The organism is Apibacter sp. B3935 (assembly GCF_009827705.1).
Classification (GTDB): domain Bacteria; phylum Bacteroidota; class Bacteroidia; order Flavobacteriales; family Weeksellaceae; genus Apibacter.
In genome coordinates this window covers 127,172-146,083 of the sequence record NZ_WINL01000001.1, presented here as the reverse complement: position 1 = coordinate 146,083, position 18,912 = coordinate 127,172, and the positions used below count along the sequence as shown (strand labels likewise).

General features: G+C 31.3%; 18 protein-coding genes. 7 read left to right on the top strand and 11 right to left on the bottom strand.

What is annotated here, in order from left to right; translation table 11 throughout:
• Position 1: 1 nt before the first annotated feature.
• The 6 genes from GFV00_RS00625 to GFV00_RS00600 all read left to right on the top strand — a co-directional run bounded on the left by GFV00_RS00625 (position 2) and on the right by GFV00_RS00600 (position 4,200).
• Positions 2–370: a hypothetical protein gene (locus tag GFV00_RS00625; RefSeq protein WP_160556725.1), complete on the top strand. Its 369-nt coding sequence runs from the start codon at positions 2–4 to the stop codon at positions 368–370.
• A gap of 2 nt (positions 371–372) precedes the next feature.
• The gene (locus GFV00_RS00620; RefSeq protein ID WP_160556726.1) at positions 373–1,980 is read left to right on the top strand and encodes a PAAR-like protein; all 1,608 of its coding nucleotides are present in this window, start codon (positions 373–375) and stop codon (positions 1,978–1,980) included.
• Between the two features lie 40 nt (positions 1,981–2,020).
• A complete protein-coding gene (locus GFV00_RS00615; protein ID WP_160556727.1) occupies positions 2,021–2,767 on the top strand; it encodes a PoNi-like cognate immunity protein in 747 nt (248 codons plus the stop codon).
• A gap of 21 nt (positions 2,768–2,788) precedes the next feature.
• Positions 2,789–3,028 carry a PoNe immunity protein domain-containing protein gene (locus tag GFV00_RS00610; RefSeq protein ID WP_160556850.1) on the top strand — a complete coding sequence of 80 codons (240 nt, stop codon included), beginning with the start codon at positions 2,789–2,791 and terminating at the stop codon, positions 3,026–3,028.
• A 167-nt stretch (positions 3,029–3,195) separates the two neighbouring features.
• Positions 3,196–3,555, top strand: coding sequence for a PoNe immunity protein domain-containing protein (locus GFV00_RS00605; RefSeq protein ID WP_160556728.1), 360 nt, complete (start codon positions 3,196–3,198; stop codon positions 3,553–3,555).
• 225 nt (positions 3,556–3,780) lie between these two features.
• Positions 3,781–4,200, top strand: coding sequence for a hypothetical protein (locus GFV00_RS00600; RefSeq protein ID WP_160556729.1), 420 nt, complete (start codon positions 3,781–3,783; stop codon positions 4,198–4,200).
• 79 nt (positions 4,201–4,279) lie between these two features.
• Here GFV00_RS00600 and prmC read toward each other — a convergent pair whose 3' ends face one another.
• From prmC to GFV00_RS00545, 11 genes are all read right to left on the bottom strand, one after another.
• Positions 4,280–5,149: a peptide chain release factor N(5)-glutamine methyltransferase gene (gene prmC / locus GFV00_RS00595; RefSeq protein ID WP_160556730.1), complete on the bottom strand. Its 870-nt coding sequence runs from the start codon at positions 5,147–5,149 to the stop codon at positions 4,280–4,282.
• A gap of 92 nt (positions 5,150–5,241) precedes the next feature.
• Complete coding sequence (gene secA / locus GFV00_RS00590) at positions 5,242–8,574, bottom strand: preprotein translocase subunit SecA (RefSeq protein WP_160556731.1); 3,333 nt, start codon at positions 8,572–8,574, stop codon at positions 5,242–5,244.
• Positions 8,575–8,671: 97 nt separating this feature from the next.
• Positions 8,672–8,893 carry a DUF2795 domain-containing protein gene (locus tag GFV00_RS00585; RefSeq protein ID WP_055424695.1) on the bottom strand — a complete coding sequence of 74 codons (222 nt, stop codon included), beginning with the start codon at positions 8,891–8,893 and terminating at the stop codon, positions 8,672–8,674.
• A gap of 604 nt (positions 8,894–9,497) precedes the next feature.
• Positions 9,498–10,079 (bottom strand): porin family protein, encoded by a 582-nt coding sequence (locus GFV00_RS00580; RefSeq protein WP_160556732.1) that lies wholly within the window; start codon positions 10,077–10,079, stop codon positions 9,498–9,500.
• Between the two features lie 37 nt (positions 10,080–10,116).
• Positions 10,117–10,989, bottom strand: coding sequence for a succinate--CoA ligase subunit alpha (gene sucD / locus GFV00_RS00575; RefSeq protein ID WP_160556733.1), 873 nt, complete (start codon positions 10,987–10,989; stop codon positions 10,117–10,119).
• Positions 10,990–11,024: 35 nt separating this feature from the next.
• Positions 11,025–11,936, bottom strand: coding sequence for a UDP-3-O-(3-hydroxymyristoyl)glucosamine N-acyltransferase (locus tag GFV00_RS00570; RefSeq protein WP_105297764.1), 912 nt, complete (start codon positions 11,934–11,936; stop codon positions 11,025–11,027).
• A 49-nt stretch (positions 11,937–11,985) separates the two neighbouring features.
• Positions 11,986–12,552 carry an elongation factor P gene (efp, locus tag GFV00_RS00565; protein WP_105297765.1) on the bottom strand — a complete coding sequence of 189 codons (567 nt, stop codon included), beginning with the start codon at positions 12,550–12,552 and terminating at the stop codon, positions 11,986–11,988.
• Between the two features lie 33 nt (positions 12,553–12,585).
• Complete coding sequence (gene lpxA / locus GFV00_RS00560; protein ID WP_105297766.1) at positions 12,586–13,374, bottom strand: acyl-ACP--UDP-N-acetylglucosamine O-acyltransferase; 789 nt, start codon at positions 13,372–13,374, stop codon at positions 12,586–12,588.
• Positions 13,375–13,378: 4 nt separating this feature from the next.
• On the bottom strand, positions 13,379–14,782 hold the full coding sequence (locus GFV00_RS00555) for a bifunctional UDP-3-O-[3-hydroxymyristoyl] N-acetylglucosamine deacetylase/3-hydroxyacyl-ACP dehydratase (protein WP_160556734.1): 1,404 nt from the start codon (positions 14,780–14,782) through the stop codon (positions 13,379–13,381).
• 25 nt (positions 14,783–14,807) lie between these two features.
• Positions 14,808–15,827: a UDP-3-O-(3-hydroxymyristoyl)glucosamine N-acyltransferase gene (gene lpxD, locus GFV00_RS00550; protein WP_160556735.1), complete on the bottom strand. Its 1,020-nt coding sequence runs from the start codon at positions 15,825–15,827 to the stop codon at positions 14,808–14,810.
• A gap of 41 nt (positions 15,828–15,868) precedes the next feature.
• The gene (locus GFV00_RS00545) at positions 15,869–17,098 is read right to left on the bottom strand and encodes an HD domain-containing protein (RefSeq protein WP_160556736.1); all 1,230 of its coding nucleotides are present in this window, start codon (positions 17,096–17,098) and stop codon (positions 15,869–15,871) included.
• Positions 17,099–17,155: 57 nt separating this feature from the next.
• Here GFV00_RS00545 and GFV00_RS00540 point away from each other — a divergent pair, with 57 nt between their 5' ends.
• On the top strand, positions 17,156–18,700 hold the full coding sequence (locus tag GFV00_RS00540; RefSeq protein ID WP_160556737.1) for a bifunctional response regulator/alkaline phosphatase family protein: 1,545 nt from the start codon (positions 17,156–17,158) through the stop codon (positions 18,698–18,700).
• The last annotated feature ends 212 nt before the right edge of the window (positions 18,701–18,912 follow it).

Genomic DNA, 18,912 nt, shown 5'->3' with positions numbered 1-18,912 from the left:
TATGGAAAAAGAAATAAAATATCAAATTAAAGACGTGGTATATACTGGTAATTATTTGCTTTTATTAAAAGGTAAGGGAATGAATAGCAAACAGTTACAAAATATGTTTTGGGAAATTATTGTTGATGGAGAGATCATAAAAACCGTTAGAGGATTCAAAATAGTACCAATCAATAATAAGCTAAATATTGACGATACCATACTTGAAACCTCTATAAACCTTTCATTCCTAACCCGTATAAAAAATAAAAAAAACAAAATTTTTATTAAAAGAAAAGAACATAAAGACGGAATCTTATTGATGAAAGAATATCTAAAGAAGCAGCAACAACAATCGAGTTTTTTTATAACTGAAAAAACAATAAAATAAAAATGCCAAAATTATATGTACCTAAAGACGTATGGCTTGCCTGTGATAAAGGAACTAGCCCCTCAACCCTAAGAGTAACCAATAATGAGAATACGACCATCTATTCCCAACCAATGGCAACAGAAGCAGATAAGTTACCATATTTTAATATACTACCAATGGGAATATGTAGTGTTGGTTTAATGACTTGCATACCAATAGTTTCAAAATGGGATAACCCCAAAGACGGTGTAAAAATCAACGGTAACCGCATGCTATTGCATGATTCTACATGCCGTTGTATAAAAGGTGGAAAAATAACCATTCACTTTGAAAGAGATTCCGCCGTAGCCTATGGGCTAGGCGAAGGGAAAATGCCCAGCGAATACATCAAAGAAGGGTTCGATTGGATAGCAAGCCTAGCAGAAGAAAACATAAAAGCACGAGATAGCTGGTTACCCGAATTTCTACAACCCGTAGCACACGTAGTCGATTGGTTCAACGATTTAAGAACAGGATTAGCAGAAGGAGCCATTAATGGTGTAGTAGGCTTAGGCGAAGTCTTGTATCAAGTAGGACAAGACCCCATAGGCATGGGTAAAGGCTTAAGCGGCATGGTCGTTGATGCCGCAGGAGCAGTAAAAGACAGAACGGTAAACGCGTGGAATTGGGCAAGTGATTCAGATAACTGGAAAAATGCCGCCGATAGCACATGGAACTGGGCAAGAGATACTAATAACTGGAAAGAAGAAGCCTTAAACACCTGGCAATGGTCTCAAGATAAAGTAAAATGGTATGAAAATAATCCTCGAGATATAGGAACCACCGTTGGTGAATTTATTCCCGATACTATTGCTGCCGGATATACTATGGGAGGGTCTATCGTTGCTAGTACAGCCAGAGTTACCGCCAAAGAAAGCGTTAAAATAGCCAGCAAAAAAGCAGGGACATCAATTAGCGAGAACGTATTAAGACAAACAGAAAAAAAAGTAGCTCAAAATATTGAAAAAGAAACCGCCGAAGCCGTCACTAAGAAAACCGCACGCGAAACAATCGAAGCTATTGTAAAAAATGAAAGTAATGAAATTGCTAGAGTTATTACCAAAGAAGCAAATGAAATCGCCGAAGATGCCTTACAACAAGCTAAGAGAAATTTTGATAACATTAAACAACAATTTGAACACAAAAAAGCTAGTAATAAACAAAAAGGAAATTTTGGCGAAATAGCCTCGAATGATAACTTATTAAACAACAAAGCATTAAAAGATAAAGGTTACAACCTTAAACGCATTGGCGACGATGCCCCAACCGGATTAGATGATAAAATTAGAAAAGGTATCGATGGAATTTACGAAAATACCACCCCACCGCCTAAATACGTAATTGATGAAGCCAAATATGGTTCCTCTAAACTAAATCCTAAAACTTCCGACGGTCCTCAAATGTCTGATGATTGGATTAACGGATTTAGAAGGTTAGAAGAACAAGTTGGTAGAGATAAAGCAAGAGAAATAAGGGAGGCATTATATAATGAGGAAGTAGATAAAGTTTTATCTAAAGTAGATGCAAACGGCAAGGTAACCACCTATCGGGTAAAACCAGATGGAAGTATTGGCAACCCTTGGCCTTAACTAAAAAATAATTAATTTTACAGAAAAAAGAGATAACAATATGGAACTAAGAGATAAATTAAACTCCCTGGAAGGGTATCAAGAAATTATCGAACAAAATATTAAATATATTCAGGAAGATTTTTTAAAAATAAAAAGTTTAGAAGAAGATGAAAAAAAAGGGATCCAAAAATATCCCAAACCAAATAATGAAATTATAAAATCAGTATACAACGGTATTTTCATTTATCAATATGATAATTTAATTGCCAAATATTCAATGGGGCAACCCATATCATCCATTATAGAAGAATATAAAATAACGGTTTCTTATATGGAAAAAGGTTGGAAAGCAATATCCGGCTATATATTCATGGTTTGGATATTATCAATCGGTATAATGTTGGAGGCAGAACCAGATATTTTTGACAAATTAAAATCTTTGGTTGAAAGGGACCGTCTCAATGATTATCTGGTTGACTTCTTTTTACAAAACTGTACCCAATGGAGCAAACAAACAACAAAGTTTGAATTCCCAAGACCTTATAAAGCAACACAAGACATTATTTCATTGGCCCAAACAGATAAAGCCGCAGCGTTAGAGAGATTAAAAAAATACCTGCAAAAAGAGTGGTATAAAGGACATTCAGATACGGGTTGGCATGATGATCATAAAAGCAAATGGAATGTTCATACAGGCTATTGGAGCTTCGAAAGCGGTGCATTGGTCAAAATACTCGGCTTAGACGACTCCACCCTAAAAGACCAACAATACTACCCTTACGATATGGTGCATTGGGAAAAATAACATTATGAAACTAAGAGATAAATTAAACTCCTTGGAGGGTATCAAGAAATTATAATCAAAAAAGAAAAATATATTAAGGAAGATTTGTTAGAAATTAAAAGTTTAGCAGAAGATGAAAAAAAAGGGATACAAAAATACCCAAGAAGTAATAATGAAATAATAAAATCAACAAAAGGTAATATTATAAATTATTATATAGACCTTCTCAAAGCAGAATATTCAATAGGCTTTGGAAAACAAGAAGTAAGTGATCTTTATTAAGATTATTTAAACTTTTTTATCTTAACGGGAGGGGAACTAAATCATCAAATGATTTTCTTTATGGAGAAAATCCTACCCCCTATTACAGCAAAGACAAATATGATATTTTACTTTTCACTTTTAGCCTAGCAATATTACTGAACATTTATGATGAAGATTTTAAAAAATTGGTTAAAATAAGAGATATTGTACATAAACCCGATAAGCTGTTTGACTTTATGATAAATTATGAACTAGACGGAAGAACCACCTCAGTAGAATTGAAGCCAAATGAGTACAAAAGTTATTCTACCATTATAGATATAGCCATAAATTATAAAGAAAAAGGGATTCAAGCCTTAAAACAATATCTATCAAAACAATGGGTTAAAGATTATAAAAAAATGGGTTGGAGCAAATCGCATAAAAGTAAACATAATATCCACAGCGGCTATTGGAGCTTTGAAAGTCCAGAAATTCTTGCGGGTTTAGATTTTTGTTTTCGTTGGATAAATTTGAGTTTTCTTCAGCTTGTCTTTTTTGCATAATAAAAAGTTAATATAAATAAGAGGCAGGTCGCTACAAACAAGTGATTACGAATGGTAAAGATTTGGAACTTTCACTCATACGCCTGCCTAGTTTTTAATAAGAAATTTCATTACTATATTAATTAAGCATTAATACATATTTATAAAAAATAATAAATATAAATTTTTAAATATATATACTTATATTTCAATTAATATGCTTATATTTATAAAAATATAAAAATTATGGAAGATTCTGATTATACATTGGAGAGAAAAATTAAAATTGGCAAAGAGGAATATACTTGTACTTTTGACTTTGATTTTAGAAGTAATCACTTATTTAAAGATGCAACTAAGGATAAAAATTATTTTGATGATCATTACAGCAATAATTCCGAAACCAGCCATACGCTTTTAAATTTATTTGAATTAACTAAAGCATTTGAAAGTGGAAAAATTACCTTTATACCAAACATTTATAAAGATAAAAGATTTTCAATTAATATACCTAATTCACATGATTTTATATATACCTATCGCAGGTCTTTAAATGGAAATGAATCCAGTATATGCGCCCGAAACTGTAGCGGAATTAAATTAGAAGGAACCTATGTTACCGATAAAAAATTAAAATTTTCTCGTTTAGGAAGTATTATTCTATAAAATAAAGCTTATTTTTTATCTTAAAATTTAATTTTTATATTTCTAAAGTAATAATACATTACATAAAAAATTTACTTGTTTAGGATGCAATCTCTTTAGCCTTAATCATCCTAAAATTTCCGGAAATATCTTGTTTTAATTCTACGTAATTAAAGTATTCCAAAAACAGTTGTCTGGTTTTTTCTCCTAAATCTTGATTAATTTCAACATATACTCTTCCTTGTGGTTTCATATTTTTTAGAGAAAAATCTATTATACTCCTGTAAAAAACAAATGGATCATTGTCCGGTACAAACAAGGCCTTGGATGGTTCATAATTGACTACCCTACTCTCCACACCTTTTTTTTCATATTCTCTGATATAAGGAGGATTGGATACAATAATATCATACTTTTCAGTATTCTTTATTAGGTGCCCCGTATTAAGTAAATCAGCCTGTATAAAATCTAATTGTACTTGATTGCTTTCTGCATTTTTTTTGGCCAAATTTATCGCCTTTTCATCAATTTCAAGAGCAGATACCTTTGCTTTTAAGTTTTTAGCTAATGCAATAGCAATACATCCACTTCCGGAACATAAATCGATGATATTCAATTCCTCATTTTTATTTTCAAAGTCATTACAAATCCAAGATACCAATTCTTCTGTTTCCGGTCTGGGAATCAACACATGGGGATTTACAGAAATTTTACAGCCGTAAAATTCCGTATAACCTACCACATACTGATAAGGCATACCGCTAATTAAGTGAAATAAGGCTGTTTGAAAAAGTGTAGGTTTTATTTGAGAATCTTCTTGCATTTCATCCAATCCTAATTTTAAGGTAATTTTATCTTTATGCAAATAAGTTTCTGCCAACGCATAAAAAATAATATCTATTTCTTTAAGAGTATATTGCGAAGAAAGATTTTTAATAAACTCGTTTCTAATTTCTGCTAATGATTTCATGCTAAATGCATTTAGGTTTTAATTTTTTTTATAAAAAACCGGAATAATAATTTTTTATTATTCCGGCTCAAATTTCTAATATTTTTTATAGGTTATTCATCCTCTTGATCAACCAATATCCAACTTCCCTCCTCTATAAGACTTTGCGCTTGTTTAAATTTCAAAGATTTAACTTCTCCGGTTCTCAAGTTACGTACATGTACCATTTCGTTTCTTCCGATCTTGTTTACTCGTAATGGTTCGGAAACCGGCTTTTCTTGAGTCTGTTTTTGATCATTTTCAACAAATTCTCTGCTCTCAACCACTTTTTGTTTTACTTCACGAGCTTGTTCTATTTTTGATTCTTCAGGTTCAGATGGTAAACCTCCTTTGAACAAGAAAGAGATAATTTCTTTATTGGTTTTATCTAACATATCCCTAAATAAAGCAAAGGATTCTTGTTTATAAATAACCAACGGGTCTTTTTGTTCGTAAACGGCTGATTGTACAGACTTTCTTAATTCATCCATCTCTCTTAAATGTTCTTTCCAATTTTCATCTATTAATGCTAAAGTAATTCCTTTTTCAAAGTCTTTTAATAAAGCTTTTCCTTCAGAATTATAAGCATCTTCTAAATTGGTGGTTACATTTAATACTTTTGTGCCGTCAGTAAAAGGAACGGAAATATTTTTAAATGAATTTCCTCTTGCTAAAAAGACGTTAGATATGATAGGATACAACTGTTGTGCCGTATTTTCTAATTTTTCTTTATAATAAGCTTCTGCTTGTTCAAAAACTTTATCAACAAGTTCTTTTTCAGATAATCTGTTAAACACTGCTTCATCTACAGGAGTATCCATAGCAAACACTGTTGCTAACTCAAATTCAAAATTTTTATAGTTTTTATCTTGTTTATTGTCTCTTACTAATAAAGCAGCCGTATCATAAATCATATTAGCGATGTCGATACTTAACTTCTCACCAAATAGAGCATTTTTACGTCTGCTGTAAATTACTTCCCTTTGTTTATTCATTACATCGTCATATTCCAACAATCTTTTACGAATTCCAAAGTTATTTTCTTCAACTTTTTTCTGAGCTCTTTCAATAGAGTTAGTGATCATAGAATGTTGAATTACATCTCCTTCCTTATGCCCTAATCGATCCATCATTTTAGCTATTCGATCAGAACCGAATAAACGCATTAAGTTATCCTCTAGAGAAACATAGAATTGAGAAGATCCCGGATCTCCCTGACGACCGGCACGACCTCTTAACTGTCTGTCTACCCGTCTAGAATCATGTCTTTCCGTACCAATAATAGCCAACCCTCCTGCGGCTTTAACTTCATCCGTTAACTTAATGTCGGTACCCCTTCCTGCCATATTGGTAGCAATAGTTACTACTCCCGGATTTCCCGCTTCTGCAACGATGTCTGCTTCTTTCTTATGTAATTTTGCATTCAATACATTATGCGGTATTTTTCTTAATTTTAAAGCTTTGCTTAATAATTCGGAAATTTCTACAGAAGTAGTTCCCACCAATACAGGTCTTTTATCTTCTTGAGATAAACGTATCACCTCATTTAAAACAGCATTGAATTTTTCTCTATTGGTTTTATAAACTAAATCTTGTTGATCATTTCTAATAACAGGTTTATTGGTAGGAATAACCACAACATCTAATTTATATATTTCCCAAAATTCTCCGGCTTCCGTTTCGGCAGTACCGGTCATACCTGCCAATTTATTATACATTCTAAAGTAATTCTGTAAAGTAATTGTAGCAAACGTTTGTGTTGCTGCTTCCACTTTTACATTTTCTTTAGCTTCTAAAGCTTGATGCAATCCATCAGAATAACGACGGCCTTCCATAATACGTCCGGTCTGTTCGTCAACAATTTTAACTTGCCCGTCAATTACAACATATTCTACATCTTTCTCAAACAAAGTATATGCCTTGAGCAATTGACTTAAAGAATGAATACGTTCGGATTTGATAGCAAAGTATCGTAAGAACTCTTCTTTTTCTTTATGTTCTTCTTCTTTGGATAAGTTTTTATTTTCAATATCGGCAAATACAGTTCCTAAATCTTCTAATACAAAAAAGTTAGGATCGGAATTTCCTTTTGACAAAAATTCAATTCCTTTATCGGTAAGTTCCACCTGATTATTTTTTTCATCAATTGAAAAATATAAATCTTTATCTGCCTCAGGCATCATTCGGTTATTATCCGATATAAAATAAGCTTCTGCTTTTAACAAAATAGCTTTGTTCCCTTCTTCTGAAAGGTATTTAATTAAAGGCTTATGTTTAGGTAATCCTCTATATACTTGATATAATTTATAACCTCCTTCTTTTTTATCTCCTGAAGCTATTAATTGTTTTGCTTCCTGAAATAATTTTGAAATTTCATTTTTTTGAGCCGTAAAAATGGTTTCAACAACCGGTTTTAATTCCTGATATTCTTGTTTATCTCCTTGAGGTACCGGACCGGATATAATCAATGGCGTACGTGCATCATCTACTAGAACGGAATCTACCTCATCGACAATGGCATAATTAAGTTCTCTTTGAACTAAGTCATTTGGAGAATTTGCCATATTGTCACGTAAATAATCGAATCCAAATTCATTATTAGTTCCGTAAGTAATATCAGCAAGATAAGCTTGTCTTCGAGATTCAGAATTGGGTTGATGGTTATCAATACAATCTACTTTTAATCCATGAAATTCAAACAAAGGTGTCATCCATGCGGAGTCCCGTTTTGCTAAATAATCATTAACTGTTACTACATGAACTCCACGTCCCGGTAGAGCATTCAAATACATAGGAAGTGTTCCTACTAACGTTTTTCCCTCACCGGTTGCCATTTCAGCAATTTTTCCTTGATGTAATACCGTTCCCCCTATATACTGAACATCATAATGAATCATGTCCCATTTTACTTCTTTACCCGCCGCATTCCAATAATTTCTCCATACGGCTTTATCTCCTTCAATGGTAACATACTCTTTAGTTAATGCCAATGTTTTATCAAAATCGGTGGCTGTAACGGTAATAGTGTTGTTTTCAGCAAATCTTCGGGCTGTTTCTTTAATTAAAGCATACGCTTGAGGAAGTATTTCTTCTAATATTTTTTCTTCTACTTCGTAGGATTCTTTCTCAATTTTCTCAATCTCACTATATAATCGCTCTTTTTCGTCTATATTATCAACATTTTGAGTTTGTTCTTTTAATTCTGAAATTTTATTTTTAAAATCAAAAGTTGCTTGAGATATTTTTTCTTTAAACTCAATGGTTTTATACCTTAGATCATCAAAAGATAAAGAAGAAATACTTTCCTCTTCCTTTTTAATTTTGTCCAGATATTTATTTAATTGTGCAAGATCTTTTTTATGTTTATCCCCAATAAATAATTTGAGGACTGAATTTAATATATTCATTATATGTAATTAATTTATACCTACAAATGTACTAAAAAAAAGCGTTTTTAGTATGAACTATGAAAAGTAAAGCCCTAAACGAGCTAGGGCTTATAAATTAGTATTCATCTTCGTTCCAGAGGAAATCATCATCAGTCGGATAATCCGCCCATATTTCTTCAATGCTATCGTAAATCTCGCCCTCATCTTCAATTGCCTGTAGATTTTCAACTACTTCCAAAGGGGCGCCGGTTCTGATAGCATAATCAATTAATTCATCTTTTGTGGCGGGCCACGGCGCATCACTTAAATAAGACGCTAATTCTAAGGTCCAATACATAAGGTAAAATTTATATTATGATTAATTTTTCCTTCCACACATCAAACTTCAAGCCAAATTTTTTAATCCCATTTTTTATTTCTATTTAATACAAATAGTTTCAATTTATAATCTAATTATTATAGTATTTGAGATAATTTGTTCACTTAGTTTATTGGATTATTATCGTCAATAATTTTTATCAAGTTGACTATTATATAGGTCAGACAATATATAAAAGTGATAATTATTGTATTTAAAATATAAATTATTGAACTGTTATAAATAAAAATATTAATATTATTTTTATAAAAAGTGTCCTTTAGTTTAAATAATACATATTTTAAAAATAAATGTTGCAAATTAAAAAAAATAATAGCTGAAAATTTTCTGTCACAAATGTCATATATTATAACTGACAATTTTTCATAGATAAAGCTTAAAGCTGTCGGTATTTTAGATAAAATTTTTTAGAATGGTATGAAATTTAATATAGTATATTAATAGTTTTAATTTACTTATACTAAAGCCAATTATATTATAATAGTATTAAAAATCAGAAAGTATAACCATAAAAAATGGGATTAAACAAAATTAATCCCATGAATATATTTTTTTTATTTTGTTAATCAAAAATATAGGCAAAACCTAAAGCAATTACCGATGTATTCTGCCTTTTATAAAATTTATCATAGATATCAATTAAACCATAATTATAACGAATAAAAAATTCTGATTTTCTATTTATACTATACCCCAAACCAATTCCTACAGAAGCATCAAGATTTTTAGGATTGGATCCATATCGTTTTTTTTCTAATTCTTTATCTTTTTGATAAACAAGTATTCCTATTTGTGGTCCAATTTCGCTAAAAAATTCACTTTCGGATTCTGAAAAATATGCTCTAAAATAAACTGGTATATTTATATAATTTTGAAAAAATTTAGCATTGGTTTTGTGACCATACATATCAAACTTATCTTTTTCTCCTTGTAGTGAATATGATATTTCAGGTTGTATATAAAATCTATTATAAACATCTAATGGTATTTGAGCTAAAACCCCTATAGATCCTGCATATCTATTATTGGAATTTATATGTATCTCTGAAATACTTGTATTTTGTAAAGTACCTCTAACCCCAAATCTTAGTTGTGAATAAGATAAAATCGGAATTAATAATAATAAAAGAACACTTTTTCTCATAAAATAATTATTGATTTTATTAATTAAGCTAAAAAATCTAAACGAATATTTTGCCTACCGTTTTTCCTATATCTGCAGGAGAGTTGACTACGTGGATACCGCATTCAGCCATAATTTTCATTTTTGATTGTGCTGTATCATTTTCTCCTCCAACAATAGCCCCGGCATGACCCATAGTTCTTCCTTTAGGAGCAGTAATTCCTGCAATAAATCCGACAATAGGTTTGGTTCTATTATTAGATTTATACCATAATGCCGCTTCTACTTCCAGTTGACCTCCTATTTCCCCTATCATAACAATACATTCTGTATCTTTATCTTCAATAAGTAGTTGCAAGGCATCTTTAATAGATGTTCCTACGATAGGATCTCCACCAATTCCAATTGCGGTTGAAATCCCATACCCGGCTTTAACCACTTGGTCAGCAGCTTCATAGGTTAGCGTACCTGATTTAGAAACTATACCGACTTTTCCTTTTTTAAAAATAAAACCGGGCATGATTCCAACTTTTGCTTCTTCCGCTGAAATAATTCCCGGACAATTAGGGCCTATTAATGTGCAATGGTACGATTTGAGATAATTTTTAACTTGAACCATGTCTTCAACGGGAATACCTTCTGTAATGCATATAATCACTTTTATTCCGGCTTGTGCTGCTTCCATTATCGAATCTGACGCAAACGCAGGGGGAACAAATATGATGGAGGTATTAGCCCCTGTATGGTCGATGGCTTCCTTAACTGTATTGAAAACAGGTCTATCCAAATGGGTAGTTCCTCCTTTTCCCGGAGTTACTCCTCCAACCACTTGGGTTCCGTATTCAATCATTTGTTCTGCATGAAAAGAACCTTCTTTACCTGTAAATCCTTGAACAATTACTTTGGAATTTTTATCAACCAAAACAGACATATCTATAATTTAAAGATGAATAATTAATTCAATTTTTATTTGGCTAATCTTTTGAGTGTAGCCATTTCTTTTAATTTCTTTTTAGCTTCTTCGGCAGGGTAACCAAAATAAGTTTTTCCTGCTTCCAAATTTTTAGAAACTCCCGATTGTGCCAATATCACAGCTTTTTCTCCCACGGTAAGTGATGAGGCAAATCCTGCTTGTCCCCATATGCTCACTTCATCTTGAATATTACAACAACCGGCAATACCTACTTGAGATGCTATTAAACATTTTCTTCCAATAACGGTATCATGTCCCACTTGTATGAGATTATCCAATTTTGAACCTTCACCGATAATGGTAGAAGCCGTAACTCCTCGGTCGATGGTACAATTCGAACCAATTTCAACATTATCTTCTATTATAACATTACCTACAGATTTCAATCGATCATAATAACTTCCGCGATTTTTATAATAAAAGCCATCACCTCCAAGTACCGTTCCTGATTGTATAACGACATTATTACCTATTTCAGTATAATCATGTATGGTAACATTTGGAAAAATTACACAATCATTGCCAATTTTTACATGTTTACCAATGTAAACTCCTGGTTGTATAACGGTGTTTGTACCAATTTGAACGTCATCGGAAATTAACTTATTTTGAGGCGTAAATTTTACAAAATAATCATTGATTTTATTAAAATCTCTGAAAGGATCATCAGATAAAAGGAGTGCTTTATTTTTCGGACATTCAACCTTTTTATTAATCAAAATTACACTTGCTTCGCTGCGTAATGCTTTGTCATAATATTTGGGATGGTCTACAAAAACTATTTCTCCTTCTTTTACGCGGTGAATTTCGTTAGTTCCATAAATTGGAAAGTCATCTTTTCCAATATATTCACATCCTATAATTGATGCAATGTTTTTTAGTGTAAATGATTTTGGAAATTTCATGATATTAAATAAAAATGATAGGTAAATATACGAATATATTTAATCTTTTCTAGTCTTTTACTCTTTCGATATAAGAGCCGTCATCTGTATTAATTTTTATTTTTTCACCGGCCTCAATAAATAGGGGCACTAAAACTTTAGCTCCGGTTTCAATGATTGCATTTTTAAGCGCATTGGTAGCTGTATTTCCTTTAACGCCGGGTTCTGCTTCTATTACTTCCATGATAACACTTGCCGGCAATTCTGCTGACAACGGTGTTTCATCTTCTTCTTTCAAGATAATCATAACCTCCTCTCCTGCCTTCATAAATTGAGCGTTTTCAATCAAATTTTTATCTATATAAATTTGAGAAAAATCGTCGTTGTTCATGAAATGAAAGCCATGATCGTCATCATATAAATATTGATATTTGCGAGTAATAACTTTTACATCTTCTATTTTACTACCTGCTGAAAAGGTATTATCAACAACTTTTCCTGATGTTAACGATTTTAATTTAGTTCTTACAAAAGCAGGGCCTTTACCCGGTTTAACATGTAAAAACTCAATTACTTTATAGATATCATCATTAAAATTGATACAAAGTCCCTTTTTTATATCTCCCATTCCAGCCATATATATATAATTTAAATTTTTTTACTACTATTTTTATAATCCTTGAGCGTTAAATCCTCTCATTACACCTCTCATACTTGATTGTATAAATTGGATGATTTCATCTCTTTCGGGGGTGGCCTCAAATTCAGCTTCTACTACTGATAAGGCCTGTGTGATATTCAATTTGTTTTGAAAAATAACTCGATATATGTTTTGTATTTCCGCAATTTTATCGGAACTAAAACCTCTTCTTCTTAGTCCTACAGAATTAATACCAACATAGGATAATGGATCCCTAGCAACTTTTACAAAAGGGGGAATATCTTTCCTTACAAGTGATCCACCGGTTACAAACGCATGATTACCGATGGAACAAAATTGATGTACGGCTGTCATTCCTGCCATAACAACGTAATCTCCTACAGTTATGTGTCCTGCCAAAGTGGTATTATTAGAGAATATACAGTTATTACCTACTTCGCAATCATGGGCGATATGGGAATAAGCCATAATCAGACAATTTTCACCTATAACGGTTTTCATTTTATCTGAAGTTCCTCTACTTACAGTAACGCATTCTCTCAGTACAGTATTATCACCTATAATCGTTAAAGATTTTTCACCTTTATATTTTAAATCTTGAGGTTCTGCTGAAATTACTGCTCCGGGAAATATTTTACAATTTTTTCCAATTCGAGCTCCCTCCATAATAATGACATTAGAGCCTATCCATGTTCCTTCTCCAATTTCAACATCTTTATAAATAGATGAAAATGGTTCAATAACAACATTCTTTGCAATTTTTGCATCGGAATGTACAAAAGCTAATGGTTGAATCATTTTTCTACTCCTTCTCTTCTTTGGTTTTCGCTACTTGAGCCATCATTTCTGCTTCAACAACCATTTGTCCATTACAGTATCCATATCCTTGCATATGTACAATTCCTCTTCGTATAGGTTCTAATAAGTCAATTTTAAAAATTAAGGTATCTCCGGGTATAACCTTTCTTTTGTGCTTCACATTATCTAATTTAATCAAGTAGGTAGAGTAATTTTGAGGATCGTCTACATTTTCCAGCACAAAAATACCTCCTGTTTGAGCCATAGCTTCAATTTGTAATACTCCCGGCATAACAGGTTCATTAGGAAAGTGACCTACAAAAAAAGGTTCATTGATAGTTACGTTTTTAACTCCGATTATATGTTTATCATCAACTTCCATTATTTTATCCACCAATAAAAATGGAGGACGATGGGGAAGCATTCTCATGATATCTTTTATATCGTATACCGGTTCTTTTTGCAAATCAATTTCGGGTATATTTTTTCTTTTAAATAATTTATATAATTTATTTAATTTTTTTGCGAATTGTGTATTGCAATGATGTCCGGGTTTGGTAGCTATGATTTTAGCTTTTAATCGAACCCCTACTAAGGTTAAATCACCAATAACATCTAATAATTTATGTCTGGCTGCTTCATTAGGATAGTATAAGGTCACGTTATCTAATATTCCGTTAGGTCTTACACTTACTTCCGGCTGATTAAATACAACTTTTAGTTTATCCAGGGTGTTCGGTGAAAGTTCTTTATCTACATAAACAATGGCATTATTAATATCTCCGCCTTTTATTAATCCGGAGTCTAATAAAGTTTCCAATTCATGAAGAAAACTGAAGGTCCTGGCATTGGCAAAATCAGATTTAAAATCTTGAATACTTTTCATGGTAGCATTTTGTGTTCCCAATACTTTCGTACCAAAATCAACCATAGTAGCTACTTCAAAGTGATCGGAAGGTATTGCAGTAATCTCTGAACCTGTTTCCGGATCTGTGTAAGAAATTATTTCTTTTATTGTGAAATATTCCCTATTTGCTTCTTGTTCAACTACACCGGCTTTTTCAATAGCTTCCACAAAAAATTTAGATGAGCCATCCATAATAGGAGGTTCTGAACTATCCATCTCAATGTAAGCATTGTCCAAATCCATTCCGGTTAATGCAGCTAATACATGTTCACAAGTATGTATTTTTACTCCTTTTTTTTCTAAAACGGTACCTCTTTCAGTAGAAGTCACATAGGTTGCATCAGCTTCAATAGTAGGTTGCCCTTCCAAATCCACCCTAACAAAAATAAATCCTGTGTTTACAGGTGCAGGTTTAATTGTCATGACAACTTCTTTACCTGTATGCAAACCTTTTCCTTTTAATGTAAACTCCTGTTTAAGTGTCTTTTGCTTATCTGACATTTTATATAAATTACTAGTTAAAGATTTACTTTTTACCTTTTTCTAACTTCTCTAATCTATTGACTATTTCAGGAAGTTTTTTAAAGTATATAAAACTTTTTTGATATTTTAAATATTGTATTGCAGGAGAACCGAATAGTCTTTGGTCATCTTCTACATCATTAGTTATCCCGCTTTGTGCTTGAACTATAACTCTATTTCCTACATTTAGATGTCCGGAAATTCCTACCTGTCCACCGATCATACTCCATTTTCCTAATTTTGAAGAACCTGCTATACCTGCTTGAGCTGCTATAACTGTATGTTCTCCAATTACTACATTATGTGCTACTTGTATTAAATTATCTAATTTAACTCCTTTTTTGATAATTGTTGATCCTATGGTGGCTCGGTCAATAGAACAATTCGATCCTACTTCTACATTATCTTCAATAATAACATTACCTAATTGGGGTACTTTTTCGTATCCTTCGCTTGTTGGCTGAAATCCAAAACCGTCTCCTCCTATTATAGTTCCTGCATGAATAGAACAATTATTTCCTATTACACAATCATCATAAATTTTAACTCCGGGACCTAAGTAACAATTATCTCCGATACTAACATTTTCACCTATGAATACATGAGGGTAAATTTTAGTATTGTTACCTATTTTTACATGATTTGATATATAAGCAAATGCCCCTACATAAACATCTTCCGATAAATTTGCAGATTGAGATATAAATACAGGACTTTCAATACCCTGTTTTTTTATTTTCATCTCATTATAAATTGTCAATAATTTATTGAAAGCTGAATATGCATTTTCCACAACAATAATAGTTGGTAAATTGGAAATGTCCTTCGGTAATAGTTCTTTTGATATAATAACAATAGAAGCTTTGGTATCTTTTAAATATTCCTGATATTTTTCTCCTCCTAAAAAGGTTATGGTACCGGGCTTACCATCTTCTATTTTAGATATATAAGATACTTTTTCCTGGGGGTTACCTTTTATAACCCCATTTACTAAATTTGCTACTTGTTCAGCGCTAAATTCCATGATTGGCAAATGTAAACATTTTATTATGATTATAAAAATCTTTATTTAACACCACTAATTTCTCTGGGTATACATATATGATAACGAGTTATTTTCTTTCTTAAATCTTTAACTAAGACTTGATTATCTGCTTTTTGTAATTCCAAAATTTCCCCATTTTTTAAAAGTAATTTGATCGGGTCTTTGGTATCGTTGTATGCTAATACACTTAACTCTTTTTGGTGTACAAAATACCCTGCATCTTGTACGGAATATAATTTTTTAACTTCATTTTTTATTTGTTCTACTTTTTCATTTGAAATAGGTTCTGAAATTATAAGTGAAGAGGGTAATTTTCTTTGAATAATGAATTGACTTAATAAACTCAATGTTTTGTCTTCGTGAGACTGCCATAATTTCAAGGCTGAAATTACATCAGAATCATCAAGCTGAGCAAATTTCTCCAAGTCCATTTTATTAATTTCAACAAAGTCAGATTTTTCCAAAAAATATTGCAAAACATCGGAAGAAGGAACATTTTTACCTTTTTTTACCAATTGTTTGGCTCTTTTTAAAGCTTCAATTAAATATATTTCTGCAGTTACCGATGTTTTATGGAAATATACCTGCCAATACATAAACATTCTTGATGTCAAGTATTTCTCTATAGAATAGATTCCTTTACCATCAATTACTAATTCATCATTAACTACATTCATCATAGTTATAATCCTTTCTGAATTTACATTACCTTCAGAAACTCCGGTGAAGAAACTATCTCTTTTTAGATAATCCAATCGATCTAAATCTATTTGACTTGAAATTAACTGATGAAAAAATTTACGAGGATATTTATTTAAAAAAATATCAATTGCCAATGATAATTCATTATTAAATTCCTCATTTAATAATTTCATAAAAATGATTGAAAGTTTTTCGTGATGTATTCCTTCCAATAATGTTGATTCTAGTGCATGGGAAAAAGGTCCATGTCCTATGTCATGTAATAATATAGCTATTAAAGAGGCTCTTTCTTCTTCTTTAGAAATTTTAACGCCTTTATCTTTAAGGACTTTATGGGTAATTTGCATTAAATTGATACACCCTAAGGCATGTAGGAATCTCGAATGTGTAGAACCGGGATAAACATAATAGCTTAAGCCTGTTTGAGATATCCGTCGTAACCTCTGAAAATAGGGATGTTCAATGATATCAAATAGTAAATCATCGGATATGGAAACAAATCCTAATACCGGATCATTAAAAATTTTCCTCTTATTTATTTTTTCCAATAGGCATATTTTTTGTACATTAATGCAAAATTAATGTAAATAAATAACTATATAGGCATGGGTAAAAAAATATTATGGATTGATGACGAAATAGAACTATTGGAACCTCATATAATTTTTTTAAAAAACAAAGGATATGAGGTTATTTATGTCAACAATGCAGCTGAGGCCTTAGAACTGATTCCCATAAACAATTTTGACGCAGTTCTGCTTGATGAAAATATGCCCGGTATTGGCGGTTTAGAAGCTCTACAAAAGATTAAGGAAATAAAATCGAATTTACCTGTAATTATGGTAACGAAAAATGAAGCTGAAGATATTATGGAAGAAGCTATTGGCGAAAAAATCACAGATTATATCCTTAAGCCTGTTAATCCCAATCAAGTATTGATAAGTTTAAAGAAAATACTTAAAAGCGATGAGATAATCGAGAAAAAAACGGTTCAAAATTATCAACAAGAATTTCGAAAGATTTCAATGGACTTAATGTATGCTCAATCGTATGAAGATTGGATACAACTTTATTTAAAACTTATTCAATGGGATATTAGTTTTGATAAACTTTCCGATGTTGAAATGAGTGCTATTTTAAGTAATCAAAAGGATGAAGCAAACAGTTTGTTTGCAAAATTCATAGAAAATAATTATCATGATTGGTTGCATTCTGAACAAAAACCGATTATGACTCATACTGCATTCAATGATGTCGTTAGACCGGTGATTAATAATCATCAAAAGGTTTTGCTTCTAATGATTGATAATTTGCGTTATGATCAATGGAAAATTATTGAACCTTTATTTTCTAAGTATTATAATTCTATAACTGAGAAATCCTATTTCAGCATTCTTCCTTCAGCTACCCAATATGCAAGAAATTCTTTTTTTGCCGGTTTACTACCTTTAGAGATTGAAAAAAAATTTCCTCAATATTGGATAGGCGAGAATGATGAAGAACATAAGAATCAATATGAGAGTGAATTATTAACCGCTCAGCTTCAGCGTTTAGGACTAAAAAATATCAGAAATAAATATTTTAAAATTTTAAATGCAGAATTTGAGAAAAAAATTTCTGATGAATTTAAACATCACAGCAGTAATGCTGATTTTATCACTATCGTTTATAACTTTATAGATATTCTTTCTCACGCAAAAACCAATAATAATATTGTCAATGAATTAATCAGGGATGACAAAACGTTCCGATCATTAACTTATACCTGGTTTGAAAATTCAAGTTTATTAAAAATTATTCAATCCGCCGCTGAGGAAGGATTTAAATTGATCATTACCACCGATCATGGGACCATTTATGTGAAAAAGCCTAGTAAAGTAATCGGAGATAAAGAATCATCCACTAACCTTAGATATAAATTAGGAAAAAACTTACAATACGATGAAAAAGATGTTTTTGCTGTGAATGATCCGGAAGATTATTTTTTACCAAAAGTTAACCTAAATTCAAAATATATTTTTGCTAAAGAAAATAAGTTTTTTGCTTATCCTAAAAATTATAATCATTATGTTAATTATTATAAGGATACTTACCAGCATGGTGGAATTTCACTTGAAGAAATGATAATTCCTATAGCTGTTTTGGAATAAACATCTATTAATACCCTATCTAAACGGGAAAGCATGAATTTACAGCACATAGCATAAGAACAATATATTAGATTATTTACGATAAACTAGCAAGCATTATCTTTTATTATTTATTTTAATGCTTAAGAATAAATAATTTAATACTTAAATAATATATTTTATATTATTGATATTCTTAAATTAAATTTTGTGGAATAATGATATATTAAATG